This is a genomic window from Nonomuraea sp. NPDC049378, from assembly GCF_055586745.1.
This window is the reverse complement of the sequence record NZ_JBVJHP010000011.1, coordinates 296203-309548: the sequence shown is the minus strand read 5'-3', so window position 1 is coordinate 309548 and position 13346 is coordinate 296203. Positions and strand designations below refer to the sequence as shown.

The 13346-nt window shown below is 71.9% G+C and carries 14 protein-coding genes; 9 read left to right on the top strand and 5 right to left on the bottom strand.

Going from position 1 to position 13346, the window contains the following annotated elements; all coding sequences use genetic code 11:
• Nucleotides 1–21 precede the first annotated feature (21 nt).
• The gene (locus tag ACZ6SA_RS25100) at nt 22–990 is read right to left on the bottom strand and encodes an aldo/keto reductase (RefSeq protein WP_347645596.1); all 969 of its coding nucleotides are present in this window, start codon (nt 988–990) and stop codon (nt 22–24) included.
• Nucleotides 991–1087: 97 nt separating this feature from the next.
• Between ACZ6SA_RS25100 and ACZ6SA_RS25095 the strand changes: the two genes are divergently transcribed.
• Nucleotides 1088–2344: an MATE family efflux transporter gene (locus tag ACZ6SA_RS25095; RefSeq protein WP_465830765.1), complete on the top strand. Its 1257-nt coding sequence runs from the start codon at nt 1088–1090 to the stop codon at nt 2342–2344.
• Between the two features lie 14 nt (nt 2345–2358).
• On the opposite strand, the gene ACZ6SA_RS25090 is transcribed toward ACZ6SA_RS25095, so the two are convergent.
• The gene (locus ACZ6SA_RS25090; protein ID WP_347645598.1) at nt 2359–2673 is read right to left on the bottom strand and encodes a hypothetical protein; all 315 of its coding nucleotides are present in this window, start codon (nt 2671–2673) and stop codon (nt 2359–2361) included.
• A 224-nt stretch (nt 2674–2897) separates the two neighbouring features.
• On the opposite strand from ACZ6SA_RS25090, the gene ACZ6SA_RS25085 reads away from it, so the two are divergent.
• Nucleotides 2898–3077: a hypothetical protein gene (locus ACZ6SA_RS25085; protein ID WP_465830762.1), complete on the top strand. Its 180-nt coding sequence runs from the start codon at nt 2898–2900 to the stop codon at nt 3075–3077.
• Nucleotides 3078–3080: 3 nt separating this feature from the next.
• Here the strand turns inward: ACZ6SA_RS25085 and ACZ6SA_RS25080 are convergent, their stop codons facing one another.
• A complete protein-coding gene (locus ACZ6SA_RS25080) occupies nt 3081–3398 on the bottom strand; it encodes a hypothetical protein (protein ID WP_347645600.1) in 318 nt (105 codons plus the stop codon).
• A gap of 134 nt (nt 3399–3532) precedes the next feature.
• On the opposite strand from ACZ6SA_RS25080, the gene ACZ6SA_RS25075 reads away from it, so the two are divergent.
• Nucleotides 3533–4543, top strand: a complete 1011-nt coding sequence (locus ACZ6SA_RS25075) for a hypothetical protein (RefSeq protein ID WP_465830760.1) — start codon at nt 3533–3535, stop codon at nt 4541–4543.
• A gap of 6 nt (nt 4544–4549) precedes the next feature.
• Here ACZ6SA_RS25075 and ACZ6SA_RS25070 read toward each other — a convergent pair whose 3' ends face one another.
• Complete coding sequence (locus ACZ6SA_RS25070; RefSeq protein WP_347645602.1) at nt 4550–5116, bottom strand: hypothetical protein; 567 nt, start codon at nt 5114–5116, stop codon at nt 4550–4552.
• A 135-nt stretch (nt 5117–5251) separates the two neighbouring features.
• A complete protein-coding gene (locus tag ACZ6SA_RS25065; protein WP_347645603.1) occupies nt 5252–5650 on the bottom strand; it encodes a hypothetical protein in 399 nt (132 codons plus the stop codon).
• Nucleotides 5651–5684: 34 nt separating this feature from the next.
• On the opposite strand from ACZ6SA_RS25065, the gene lhgO reads away from it, so the two are divergent.
• From lhgO to ACZ6SA_RS25035, 6 genes are all read left to right on the top strand, one after another.
• Nucleotides 5685–6923, top strand: a complete 1239-nt coding sequence (gene lhgO / locus ACZ6SA_RS25060; protein ID WP_465830757.1) for an L-2-hydroxyglutarate oxidase — start codon at nt 5685–5687, stop codon at nt 6921–6923.
• Nucleotides 6924–6940: 17 nt separating this feature from the next.
• Nucleotides 6941–7633, top strand: coding sequence for a response regulator transcription factor (locus ACZ6SA_RS25055; protein WP_347645605.1), 693 nt, complete (start codon nt 6941–6943; stop codon nt 7631–7633).
• Complete coding sequence (locus ACZ6SA_RS25050) at nt 7633–9042, top strand: sensor histidine kinase (protein ID WP_347645606.1); 1410 nt, start codon at nt 7633–7635, stop codon at nt 9040–9042. The genes ACZ6SA_RS25055 and ACZ6SA_RS25050 overlap by 1 nt, the downstream gene beginning before the upstream one ends.
• 65 nt (nt 9043–9107) lie before the next feature.
• The gene (locus tag ACZ6SA_RS25045) at nt 9108–9764 is read left to right on the top strand and encodes a response regulator transcription factor (protein ID WP_347645859.1); all 657 of its coding nucleotides are present in this window, start codon (nt 9108–9110) and stop codon (nt 9762–9764) included.
• A gap of 62 nt (nt 9765–9826) precedes the next feature.
• The gene (locus tag ACZ6SA_RS25040) at nt 9827–11644 is read left to right on the top strand and encodes a GTPase family protein (protein WP_465830754.1); all 1818 of its coding nucleotides are present in this window, start codon (nt 9827–9829) and stop codon (nt 11642–11644) included.
• A partial coding sequence (locus ACZ6SA_RS25035; protein WP_465830752.1) for a YfjP family GTPase occupies nt 11641–13346 on the top strand: 1706 nt, incomplete at its 3' end. The genes ACZ6SA_RS25040 and ACZ6SA_RS25035, both read left to right, overlap by 4 nt.

The window sequence follows — 13346 nt, the reverse complement described above, 5'->3', positions numbered from 1 at the left end:
GGCGCCCTGCTGACCTGAGCACTACCAGGCGTAGTCCTCCGGCGCGGTGCGGTGGCCGGGGAAGATCTCGTCAAGCCGGGCCAGCGCGGCCTCGTCCAGCTCGATCTCCAGGGTCCGCATGCTGCCGTCGAGCTGCTCCAGCGTGCGCGGGCCGATGATCGGTGCGGTGACCGCCCGCTGCTTGAGCAGCCAGGCGAGGGCCACGTACGCCGGGTCCTCGTTCAGCTCGTCGCAGAACTTCTCGTACTGCTCGATCTGGTCGCGGTGCTTCTCGAGCTGCTTGACCACGGCGTCCGAGGCCGACCGGCCCTTGTCGATCTTGCGCAGCACGCCGCCGAGCAGGCCGCCGGCCAGCGGGCTCCACGGGATCACGCCGAGGCCGTAGTCCTCGCAGGCGGGCAGCACCTCCAGCTCGACCGCGCGGGTCAGCAGGTTGTAGTGCGACTGCTCGCTGACCAGCCCGGTGGTGTTGCGCCTGGCGGCGCTCTCCTGGGCCTTGGCGATGTGCCAGCCGGCGAAGTTGGAGGAGCCCACGTATATGATCTTGCCCTGCTGGCGCAGGGTCTCCATGGCCTCCCAGAACTCGTCGAACGGGGTGTTCCTGTCGACGTGGTGGGCCTGGTAGATGTCGATGTAGTCGGTCTGCAGCCGCTTCAGCGAGGCGTCGCAGGCCTTGCGGATGTTGAGCGCCGACAGCTTCTGGTCGTTGGGCCAGTCGCTCATCCCGCCGTACAGCTTGGTCGCGATGACCGTCTTCTCCCGGCGCCCGCCGCCTTGAGCGAACCACCGGCCGATGATGTTCTCGGTGATGCCCTCGCCGAGTTTCCAGCCGTACACGTTGGCGGTGTCGAAGAAATTGATCCCCAGCTCATGAGCCCGGTCCATGATCGCGAAGGAGTCTTCCTCCGTGGTCAGCGGGCCGAAGTTCATGGTGCCGAGGCAGAGCGGGCTCACCTGGAGGCCGCTGCGTCCGAGATTGACGTAATCCATGCTCTCAACCCTAAGTACCTGGAGTGCGCTCCAGGCCATAGGATCCAGTCGTGATCTATCGAGAAATGGGGCATTCCCTGCTGCGCCGTCTCTCCCTGTGATCGCCCTGCTCAGGGCGGCCGTTCCGCTCTTCCTGGCCATGGTCACGGGCATGATCGGCTCGCTGGTGGTCACCTCCGTGCTCGGCCGGTACGACACCGTCGCCCTCGCCGCCTTCGCGGTCATGACCGCCGTGCTCAACCCGGCGTCCGCGACCGTGCAGGGCGCGCTGCGCGGGCTGGGGCCGTTCGTCGCCCAGCACAGGGACGCGCCCGCGGCGGCCGTGCCGATCGTGCGGGACGCGCGCTGGCTCAGCATGGCCGCCGGCGCGGCCGGGGCGCTCGCGGTGATCTGCGTTCCGCTGCTGGCGCACGCCACGGGGGTGCCCGGCGCAGTGGTGCGCGAGCTGGGCGCGCTGCCGTACCTCGTCGCGGTCTACCTCGTGGTCTTCGCCTCCACCGGCGGCGCGAGCACCATCCTGGTGGCGCTCGGGCGCAACCGCAGCGTGCTCTGGCCGTCCCTGACCTTCGGGCTGCTGCTGAGCGTCCTCACCGTGGCGCTGGTGCCGTCGCTCGGGCTGACCGGTGTGGGCATCGCGTGGGTGGCCGGGGGAGTCGCGGCGGCGGTCGTGGCGAGCCTCCTGCTGCGTCGCGCGCTCGGCGGCCCGATCGGGCAGGCCAGACCACGGATCGGCGAGATCGTCAAGCTCGCGAGGGTGAGCGTGCCGCTGGCGGGCACCGTACTGATCAAATTCGCGGTGCTCGGGGTCGTCACCCTCGCCGCGGGCGGGACCGGCGCGCGTGACACCGCCGCCCACGCCGTGCTGACCACGCTCACCGCGCTCATGATGATGGCCTCGCTCTCCATCGGCCAGGTCGCGGTCCCGGAGATCGCCCGCGCCGCCGACCCGGCAGGGGCGCGGCGGGCCAACAGGACGGCGGCCCTGCTCGCCCTCGCGGCCTCGCTCGCCGGCGCGGGCCTGCTGCTGGGGTTCGGCCCGGCGCTGGTCACGCTGTTCAGCGACGATCCCGGGGTACGCGAGCGCGTGCTCGCGCTGCTCCCGCTCATGGCGCTGGCGTCGATGGCCGACGCGGCCCAGGCCGTGCAGGGGACCGGGCTCACCGCGCTCAAACGTTCGGGGGCCAGCCTGGGCTACTTCGCCATCGGGTACGGGCTGCTGGTCCTCGCCGCCGTGCCCGTGGCGAGGACCTGGGGCATCACCGGGTTGTGGGCGGCCATGGCGGTGGCCAACGTGCTGCTGCTGGTGCTCCAGGGCACCGGCTTCCACCGCCACAGCGCCAGGCTGGCCCGTTGAGGCTCAGGACCGGCTCATCCGCGGCACGCCCCACCAGTGCCCTTGACGTGGTCCTTGTCGACCCAGTACGGGGAGACCTGCAGCCGCCCGTTCGTCAACGAGCCCGACGTGACGTAGACGATGGCTCCCTTGCTGAAATAGCCGTCGGCCTTGCTGCCCGTCGAGCCCTTGTAACGGGGCGTCTTCTTCGTCACCTCGAAGGGGCACTGGGTGGCCGCGGTAGCGGTCGAGGTGGTTGCGCCGGCGGCGGGTGCGGTGGCCAGCGCCGCGCCCCCCGCCATCACGGTGGCGGCGAGCATCACAGCCAGACGGCTCGTTTTTGTGATCATGCCGAAAGGCTAGGCCGCGGCCCGCGACGATGTCCTTAGCGGCGGGTAGCGAGATTATTAGCGCTGCCTCCACTCGGGCGTGGCGCCTGTCGTGTGGCCGAGTCGGTCACCTACGCCGCCGACGGCACGGCGCTGCTGGTCGGCTCGGAGGGGCCGCGCAGTCCGGTCCACCGTGTTCCGCTGCACGGACGAACGGGCCTCTCCTGCCGCCACCGCCCGTGGGCGTGATCATGTTTCGCGCCCGCCGTACCCGCTGGTACGGGCTGCTGGTCCTGGCCGCCGTGCCCGTGGCGAGGACCTGGGGCATCACCGGGTTGTGGGCGGCCATGGCGGTGGCCAACGTGCTGCTGGTGATGCTGCAGGGCACCGGCTTCCACCGCCACGGCGCCAAGGTGGCCGGTTGAGACTCAGGAGCGGCACTGTCCCGCGCTGGTGAGGTCGGTCGCGGTGGCCCAGTAGCCGGAGGTCGTCTTCACCCGGCCGAACTTGCCGGAGCCCTGGTAGACGCTGACGATGTCCTGGTAATTCCACCAGCCCTTGATGTAGACGGTGGTGGCGGACAGCCACTTGGGAGTCGTCTTCGTCTTCACCTGGTAGGGGCAGATGACGGCCGCGGCCGCGGATGAGGTGGCGGCGCCGGCGGCGGGCGCGGCCATGAGTGCCCCGCCTCCCGCCAGCACGGTCGCGGCGAACACGGTGGCCAAACGGCGATTAGTGATGATCATTCGGTCAGGTTAGCTTGGCCGGCGCGAATGTCCTTGTCGGAGCGTCCCGAGACCTTGACGTTGCGTCTTCACCGATGCGGCTGCCGGTGCTGTCGTGCGGACCGGGTGGCCGGTGGGTGGGGCATGATGGCGGCGTGGGGGATGTCGTGATCAGGATGCTCGCGGTCGTCACGGCGATCTGCTGTCTGTCCGCCGTTCCCGCCTACGCGGCGGACGACGGCACGGAGAAGCTCTTCACCTTCCGCGATCCCGCGATCACGGAGTCCAGCGGCCTGGCCGTGTCGCCGACGCACGAAGGCGTCTTCTACACGCACAACGACAGCGCCGCCGCCCCCACCTTCTACGCCGTCGACGGGAGGGGCCGTACGAAAGCGACCTTCCAGGTGCAGGGCGCCCAGGCGCGAGACTGGGAGGCGATGGCGGCGACCAAGGACCCGGAGACGGGCCGGGGGGTGTTGTGGTTCGCCGACATCGGCGACAACCTGGACGGCGCCTGGCCCGACATCTCGGTCTATCGCGTGATGGAGCCGCAGACGCTGCGCAGCGCCAGCCTGCCCGCCACCCGCTACCGCTTCCGCTACGCCGACGGAGCCCGCAACGCCGAAGGGCTCATGATCAACCCCAGGACCGGCCGGCTCTACGTGGTGTCCAAGGAGTTCGCCGGTTCGGTCTACGCGGCGCCGAAGAAGCTCCGCACCGGCCGGACGAACATCCTGCGCAAGGTCGCCAGCGCCCCCCTCATGGCCACGGACGCCGCCTACGCCCCCGACGGCTCGTCGTACGTCATCCGCACCTACTTCTCCGCGACCCTCTACCGGCCCTCCGGCGAGACGATCGCCAAGGTGACGATGCCGGAGCTCGAACAGGCCGAGTCGATCGCCTACACCTCCGACGGCACGGCGCTGCTGGTCGGCTCGGAGGGGCCGCGCAGCCCGGTCTACCGTGTCCCGCTGCCCGAGCGGGCCACCCCGACTCCCACTCCGACCCCGGAAGAGGCGCAGGAACAGGCCCCGGACGAGAGCCCTGACGAGGTGGCCGCCGGCGCCGGCGCGTCCGGGTTGACGATCAAAGACGTTCTCATCTGGCTGGCCGCGGCCGCCACCGCCGTGGGCGTGATCACGTTTCTCGCCCGCCGCACCCGCTGAGGGCCGTCATCGGCCGGGGTGCCGCATCGTGGCGGTGGCGGGTGCGTACGACTTCACGCTGCCGGCGATCGCCGCAATGATCGTCGTCAGAACGCAGAAGATGATCGCCAGTCCTATGGCGACGCTGTTGGTCTTGTCGAAGCCGAAGACGAACGCGAGCTGAGCGCTGAAGGGCGTGCCGCGCAGGAGCGGCGCCACGAAGGTCGCCACCACGTAGAGCACGCAGAGCACGCAGAGCGTCCACGCGCCGGGGATCCTGCGGGCGAACGTGAACCCTGCTGCGACCACCACCAGCCCGGCGCCGATGACGCCGCCGACCACGTTCACCACCACCACGCCGTTCCAGATGCCGGCCGGCCCGTTGGCGTGGACGACGTTGTAGAGCGCGAACCAGACGAGCATGCCGGCAGTGAACAGCCCCAGGATGCCGGCGATCATGGCCGCCACGACGTTCGCCCTCGGCCTGGGCGGCGGCCCCAGCGGGCTCGGCCCGCCACCCCACGGCGCGGGTCCGCCCGCGATCGGCGGCTGCCCGTACTGGGGGAACCTGGGTTGCGGTGGATTGGGCTGCATCCGCACTCCTCGCGCGTTCTAACGGCACATGTGCCGCCCGTCATGGTCCGCGATCATCGTAGTGGGGAGGTCACGAATGGTGGCCTGTCGGTGACAGCACGCCGACTTCGCGGCCCGGCGTCAGGACGTCCGGCCTCAGCGCGGCGGGGGACCTGCCGGCCGCCCGCGTCCACGCAGCGTAGAGGTGAACAGGTCGCCGCGCAGCGCCCGCTCCACCACCTCGATGGAGCGTGACAGCCGGACCAGCCGGGGGCCCTCCTCGCGGTACACGTCGAGCACCGCCTCGATGGTGTGCGGCGGCAGGTGTCCTTTGAGGTCGACGGCCGCCGCCCGGTAGCCCGCGCGGGCGGCCTCGACGGCCGAGGCGACGTGGTGCCTGGCCATGCTGGCGAGCGCGATCGGGTGCCGTCTGAGCACCTCGTAGGCGCGGTAGTCGGGGGGCACCGCGTCGAGCAGCCAGGCCACCGCGGAGGTCTCCCAGTCGGGCACGCTCGGCGGCCGGACCTCGGGCGGCCACTCCGGCGGAACGTACATGGCGACATCGTACTCATGTTCGATTCGTCCGGATATGGCGGGGGAGGGCGGTAAGTCGGAAAATTGTCATGTGACGGAGAAGATCGGGATCGTGGGCGCGGGCATCGTGGGCCTGGCGGTGGCGCGGGAGCTGGCCAGGACCAGGGGCGCCGAGGTGACCGTGCTCGACAAGGAAGACCGCGTCGGCGCTCACCAGACCGGGCACAACAGCGGCGTCGTCCACGCGGGCATCTACTACCCTCCGGGTTCGCTGAAGGCGAAACTGTGCCGCGAGGGCGTGGCGCTGCTCAAGGACTACTGTGCCGCGCACGCGCTGCCGTACGTCGAGGTCGGGAAGCTGGTCGTGGCGAGCACCGCGGCCGAGCGGCCGCGGCTGGGCGCGCTGGCCGAGCGGGCCAGGGCCAACGGGGTGCCGGGCATCTCCGAGCTGGACGGGCTGGCGCTGCGCGAGATCGAGCCGCACGCGGTCGGCGTCGGCGCGATCCACTCGCCGCACACCGCGATCTGCGACTTCCCTGCGGTCGCGCGCCGGCTCGCGCAGGACGTCGCGGAGCTGGGCGGGTCCGTACGCCTCGCGCACCCGGTCAGGGCGATCAGGGAACGCCCGGGAGGCGTGGAGGTGCTGGCCGGGCAGCGCAGGCTCGTCTTCGACCGCCTGGTCGTGTGCGGCGGGCTGAACACCGACGCGGTGGCCAGGATGGCGGGCTCGCCGGGAGACGTCAGGATCGTCCCGTTCAGGGGTGACTTCTACGCGCTCCAGGGTGCGGCGAAGGACCTCGTCCGGGGGTTGATCTACCCGGTGCCCGATCCGCGCTATCCGTTCCTGGGGGTCCATCTGACGCGGCAGACCGACGGCCGGGTGCTGGCCGGGCCGAACGCGGTGCTCGCCCTGGCTTATGAGGGCTACGGTTCTGCCGTGCGATGGCGAAATTACTGCAATTTTCGGCAAATTCTTGGCTGGCCGGGGACGCTACGTCTGGCCCGCGCCCACTGGCGTACCGGGCTCAAAGAACTCCACGGCTCCCTCGTCAAACGCGAGTTCCTCCGCGCCACCCGCCGCTACGTCCCCGCCCTCACCGCCTCCGACCTGGAAAGAACCGAAGGCGGCGTACGCGCCCAGGCCGTGGCGCGGGACGGCCGCATGGTCGACGACTTCGTCGTGGACGTACACGGCCCGGTCGTGCTCGTACGTAACGCGCCCTCACCCGCCGCCACGTCCAGCCTGGCCATTGCCCGGCACATTGCCGGAATTGTCCCGGCACCCGTCCGATGAGTGCATCCTTGAAGGTGATGGAAGCACGCCTGCTGATCGTCGAGGACGATCCGAACATCCTCGAGCTTCTCGCCGCGAGCCTGAGGTTCGCGGGTTTCGACGTGACCACGGCCAAGAGCGGCCTCGACGCCGTGGCCGCCGTGCAGCGGCACCGCCCCGACCTCATGGTCCTCGACGTCATGCTGCCCGACCTGGACGGATTCGAGATCGTCAGGCGGCTGCGCGGCGGTGGGCTGCACACGCCGGTGGTGTTCCTGACCGCCCGTGACGAGACCGAGGACAAGATCCGCGGGCTCACGATCGGCGGGGACGACTACGTGACCAAGCCGTTCAGCCTGGAGGAGGTGATCGCCAGGATCCACGCGGTGCTGCGCCGTACGAGCGGGGAGCCGCAGTCACCGCCGCCGAGGCTGACGTTCGCCGACATCGAGCTGGACGAGGAGAGCCACGAGGTGTGGCGCGGTGGCAACGCCGTGGCGCTGTCGCCGACCGAGTTCAAGCTCCTGCGCTACTTCATGACGAACGCCGGCCGGGTCCTGTCCAAGCCGCAGATCCTCGACCACGTGTGGGACTACGACTTCAGGGGCGAGGTGGGCATCGTCGAGTCGTACGTGTCCGTCTTGCGCCGCAAGATCGACAACCGCAGCCCGCGGCTCATCCACACGCTGCGCGGTGTCGGCTACGTCCTCCGCCTGCCGCCGAACCCGTGATGCGCGGCCTGCCGCTGCGGATCAAGCTGATCGCGTCGATGCTGGCCCTGCTGGGGTTCGGCATGACGTTCATCGGCCTGGTGAGCGTCTCGGTGCTGCACGGCTACCTCATCGACCGGGTCGACAGCCAGCTCCACCTGCTCAGCCTGCGCATGCACAAGAAGGTCCTGAGCGACTGGAAGAGGGACAGGGAGACCTCCGACCGGCCGATCGCCATCGAGTCCGACGCGATCGTCCTGGTCAAGGAGCCGGGCGGCACGTTCGAGCCGATGCTGATCGACCGTGACGTCGACCTGAAACCGAAGCCGGTCCTGCAGTCCGCGCCGGGAGCCGAGCCCTACAACGCGCCCGCGATCAGGGGCAACGGCGAGTGGCGGGTGCTGGAGAGCATGGTCCGCCGGCGCACGCTGGTCGTCGCGGTGGACCTGGAGGAGGTCGACGCCATCACCCGGCGGCTCGTGCTCATCGAGCTGCTCGGCGGCGGCGGGATCCTGCTCATCCTGGCCGTCGTGGGCATCACGATCGTACGGCGCAGCATGCGCCCCCTCGGCCAGATCGAGCGCACGGCCGAGGCCATCGCGGCCGGCGAGCTGGGCCGGCGGGTGCCGGACGGCGACCCGCGTACCGAAGTGGGCCGGCTGGCCAGGTCGCTCAACGGGATGCTGGCGCAGATCGAGACCGCGTTCGCCGCCAGGTCGGACTCTGAGGCGGCGGCCCGGCGTTCCGAGGTGCGCATGCGCGAGTTCGTCGGCGACGCCTCCCACGAACTGCGCACCCCGCTGACCTCCATCCGCGGCTTCGCCGAGTACGCCAGGCAGAACCCCGGCGCCGACCCCGCCGAGCTGATGCAGCGCGTGGAGAAGGCCGCGGGACGGATGAGCCTGCTCGTGGACGACCTGCTGCTGCTGGCCAGGGTGGACCAGCAGCGGCCGTTGAAGATGCGCCCGGTCGACATGCTGGCGCTGGCCGCGGACGCCGTACACGATGCGAGGATCCTCGCGCCCGACCGCGCGGTGAAGCTCGACGTGATCGGCGGCGCCGCCCTGATCGTCGCCGGCGACGAGGTGCGCCTGCGGCAGATCGTCAGCAACCTCGTCACCAACGCCATCATCCACACCGAGCCGGGCTCGCCGATCACCGTGCGTGCCGGGGCCGGCGACGGAACGCTTTTCATCGAGGTCGCCGACAGCGGCCCCGGCCTCACCCCCGACCAGCTGGAACGGGTCTTCGAACGCTTCTACCGGGCCGACTCCGCCCGGTCGCGCCGGTCGGGGGAGGACCGGGGCAGCGGGCTCGGCCTGGCGATCGTGCAGGCGCTGGTGGAGGCGCACGGCGGCACGGTGACGGTCGAGAGCTCGCCCGAGGACGGCTCCACCTTCCGGGTGGAACTCCCACTCGCCTTGGAGTGAGCCTTCAGCAAACCCTCAGGTGATTTTGTCACGCTGAGTAGGTGACGAAACCCGAGGCGCTGATCATGGTGGTGGACGACGAACCCAGCATCAGGGATCTCCTCTCCGCCAGCCTGCGCTTCTCCGGTTTCGAGGTGCTGACCGCCGCCGACGGTCAGGAGGCCGTGGAGGTGGCGGAACGCGCCTCGCCCGACCTGGTCGTGCTCGACGTGATGCTGCCGGACCTCGACGGCTTCGAGGTGGCCAAGCGGATCGGCACGCCCGTGTTGTTCCTGACGGCCCGCGACGCCACCGAGGACAAGATCGCCGGGCTGCGGGTCGGCGACGACTACGTGACGAAGCCGTTCAGCCTCGAAGAGGTGCAGGCCAGGATCCGGGCCGTGCTGCGGCGCACCCGCGGGGAGGGCGGGCCCGCCAGCAGGCTCAAGGTGGCCGACCTGGAGCTCGACGAGGACGCGCGCGAGGTGTGGCGGGGCGGCAGGCAGGTGCGGCTGTCGCCGACCGAGTTCAAGCTGCTGCACTACTTCATGGTCAACGCCGGGCGCGTGTTGTCGAAGGCGCAGATCCTCGACCACGTCTGGAACTACGACTTCGGCGGCGACGCCGGCGTGGTCGAGTCGTACGTCTCCTATCTCAGGCGCAAGGTCGACGACGTCGAGCCGCGGCTCATCCACACGCTCCGTAGCGTCGGCTACGTGCTGAGGGAGCCGCCCGCGGGCTGAGCGCGCGACACCTCGGGCTCCGCGGCCGGTGAATGTGGTTCACGCTGGGTAGCGTGGGGTTCATGGACCTGCTGGGCGCGTTGGAGACACTGCGCCGCCCCCTCGACCGTGAGCTGTTCCCGCTGGCGATCGGGGAGACCGCGGCCGACAGGCGCGCACTGCGCGAGCTGACCGGCCAGCTCGACGACTACCTGCTGCCCCGGCTGCGCTCCCTCGACGCGCCGCTGCTCGCCGTCGTCGGCGGATCCACCGGCGCGGGCAAGTCCACGCTGGTCAACTCGCTGGTCGGGGCCGACGTCGCCGAGCCGGGCGTGCTGCGGCCCACGACGCTGGTGCCCACGCTCGTGGTCAGCCCCGCCGACCGCGACTGGTTCATGGGCCAGAACGTGCTTCCCGGCCTGTCCCGCGGCACCGGCGCCGGCCCCGGCACGCTGCGCGTGGTGACGTCCGACGCGCTCGGCGCCGGGCTCGCGCTGCTCGACGCGCCCGACATCGACTCCGTGGTGACCGCCAACAGGGAACTCGCCGCCCAGCTCCTGGCCGCGGCCGACCTGTGGCTGTTCGTCACGACCGCGGCCCGCTACGCCGACGAGGTGCCGTGGGGCTTCCTGCGTTCCGCCCGCGAACGCAGCACCGCGCTGGCCGTCGTCCTCGACCGCGTGCCGCCCGACGCCCTCGACCCCGTCTCGCGCGACCTGTCCCGCCTCCTCGCCGAGAACGGCCTGGCGGACACCCGGCTGTTCACCGTCACCGAGGCGCCGCTCCCCGACGAGAAGGCCCGGCTGCCCCGCGAGATGGTGCGGCCCATCGCCGCCTGGCTCGCGGGGCTGGCCTCCGACGCCGCGGAAAGGTCCCGCGTCGTACGCCAGACGCTGTCGGGGGCGCTCGACAGCCTCGCCATCCGGGTGCCGTCGCTGGCCGGAGCCGTCGACCGCCAGCGCGCCGCCTTCGACGGCCTGCGCTCGATCGTCACGGCGGCCTACGCGGGCGGCATGGCCGACTTCGACGAGGGCATGCGCGACGGGTCGCTGCTGCGCGGCGAGGTGCTGGCCCGCTGGCAGGACTTCATCGGCACCGGCGACCTCATGCGCTCGCTGGAGAGCCGGGTGGGCTGGCTGCGCGACCGCGTCGTCGGCTTCTTCACGGGACGGGTGCCGGAGGTCAGGCTCAGAGACGCCCTGGAGAGCGGCGTCGGGGCGCTGGTCAGGGGCGCGGCCGACGGCGCCGCGGAGCGTGCCCTGGAGGGGTGGTCCGCCGCGCCCGGCGGCCCCGGGCTGCTCGAACGGCTCGGCGCCGTCGAGTCCGCCCGGCTCGGCCGCGCCTCGCCCGACCTGGCCAAGCGGGCCGAGGTCGCGGTGCGCGGGTGGCAGGAGTTCGTGCTGGACCTCGTACGCGAGGAGGGCGCAGAGAAGCGCACGGCCGCCCGCGTGGCGTCCTTCGGGGTGAACGGGGCCGGGCTGCTGCTCATGCTGGCCGTGTTCGCCTCCACAGGAGGGCTGACCGGGATCGAGGTGGGGATCGCCGGCGGGACGAGCGTGCTGACGCAGAAACTGCTGGAGGCCGTCTTCGGTGACCAGGCGGTACGGACGCTGACCGTGCGGGCCAGGGAGGACCTGCGCGAGCGCGTACGCACCCTGCTGGCCGAGGAGGCGGCCCGGTTCACCGCCCAGCTGGAGGTGGTCGAGCCGCCCGCGGACACGGCGGATGCGCTGCGTACGGCACTGGAGCGCATCCAGGCCCACCGCACCGAACTCCCCGCGCCCGCCCTCGAACCACCCGCCGCCGAACTCGCCGGACCGGCGGAACCACCCACCGCCGAGCTTCCGGTCGTCGGGCCCGTGCAAGGTCCGACGCCGCCTGACCCCGAGGAGAGGCCGTGAAGCTGCTGCGCCGTAAGGAGGGCCCGTCTCTCGACTCCAGGCTCGCCGCCCTCCTCGAGGCGGCCTCGCTGGCTGAGGGGCGGCTGCCCGAGCAGGCGGTGTCCGGCGCGCGTTCGGTCGCCGAGCGGGCCGGGGCACGTCGCAACCTGTCGGTCGACCACACCGTGGCCGCGCTGGCGGGGGCGACCGGCAGCGGCAAGTCGTCGCTCTACAACGCCCTGGCCGGTGCGGAGCTGGCGGCCGTGGGCGTCACCAGGCCGACGACCTCGACCGCGCAGGCGGCTCTGTGGGACGGCGAGGGCGCGGGCCCGCTGCTGGACTGGCTCGACGTCCCGCAGCGCCACGCGGCCGGCGCCGGTGACCTGTCCGGCCTCATCCTCCTGGACCTGCCCGACCACGACTCCATCCGGCTCTCCCACCGACTGGAGGTGGATCGCCTGGTGGAGCTGGTCGACCTGCTGGTGTGGGTGGTGGATCCGCAGAAGTACGCCGACGCGGCGCTGCACGAGCGCTACCTGCGCCCGCTGGCCGCGCACCGGGACGTGACGGTGGTGGTGCTCAACCAGGTGGACCGGCTGCCCGCGCAGGCCGTCGACCGCTGCCTGCGCGACATGCGCCGGCTGCTGGACGACGACGGGATGCAGGGCGTTCCGGTGCTCGCCGTCTCCGCCAGGACCGGGACGGGGCTGTCCCGGCTCCGCTCGCTCCTCCAGGACCGGGTCTCCGAACGTAAGTCGTGGTCCGCCCGCCTGGCCGCCGACGTCACGACCGCCGCCACCCACCTCACCACCGCCGGCCGGGCCTCGGAGGGGTTGCCGGGTGCGGCGGAGAAGCCGGGCTCCTCAGGGCGGGGCACGGAGGGGGCGGCGCAGCTGACGGGAGGGCTGGGCAGGGCGCTCACCGGGGCGCTGTCGCAGGCGGCAGGGGTGCCGCTGGTCGTGGAGGCCGTGGCCAAGGGGCACCGGCACCGGGCGATCGTCGCCACCGGGTGGCCGGTCACGAGGTGGCTCAGGAGGTTCCGGCCGGACCCGCTCAGGAGGCTGCGCGTCGACGGCATGGCCCCGCAGGGCGCGGTGGCCGGTGGCGTGACCGGCGCGGCGGGCAGGGAGATCGAAGGGCCGGGCGGGGAGCCTGGGAGCGAAATCGTGGGCCGCACGTCGGTTCCGGCGGCGTCGGCCGTCCAGCGGGCTCAGGTCGAGACGGCGATCAGGGACGTCGGCGAGGCGGCCGCGTCCGGGCTGCCCGGCCCGTGGGCGGCGGCGGTGCGGCACGCGGCGCGCTCGCGCTCCCAGGAGCTGGCGGACGCCGTGGACCGGGCGGTCGCGAGGACGTCCGCCGGCGCGACCAGGCGACCTCGGTGGTGGCGGGCGGTGAACGCGCTGCAGTGGCTGGTGTTCGCGGCCATGGTGGCCGGTGCGCTGTGGCTGGGCGTGCTGTTCGCGATGGACTACCTGCGCCTGCCGCAGCCGCCGCTCCCGACCGCCGGCGTGGTGCCGTGGCCGACGGTGCTGCTGGTGGGAGGCGCGCTCGCGGGCGTGCTGGTCGCGCTGTTGTCGAGGCTGGCCGCCTGGGCGGGCGGCCGGGGGGGGGGGGGGGGGGGGGGCGGGGGGGGGGGGGGGGGGAGGGGGAGGGGGGGGGGGGGGGAGGGGGGGGGGGGCGGGGGGGGAGAGCAGAGAGAAGGAGAAACCCGTTTCCCCCCACT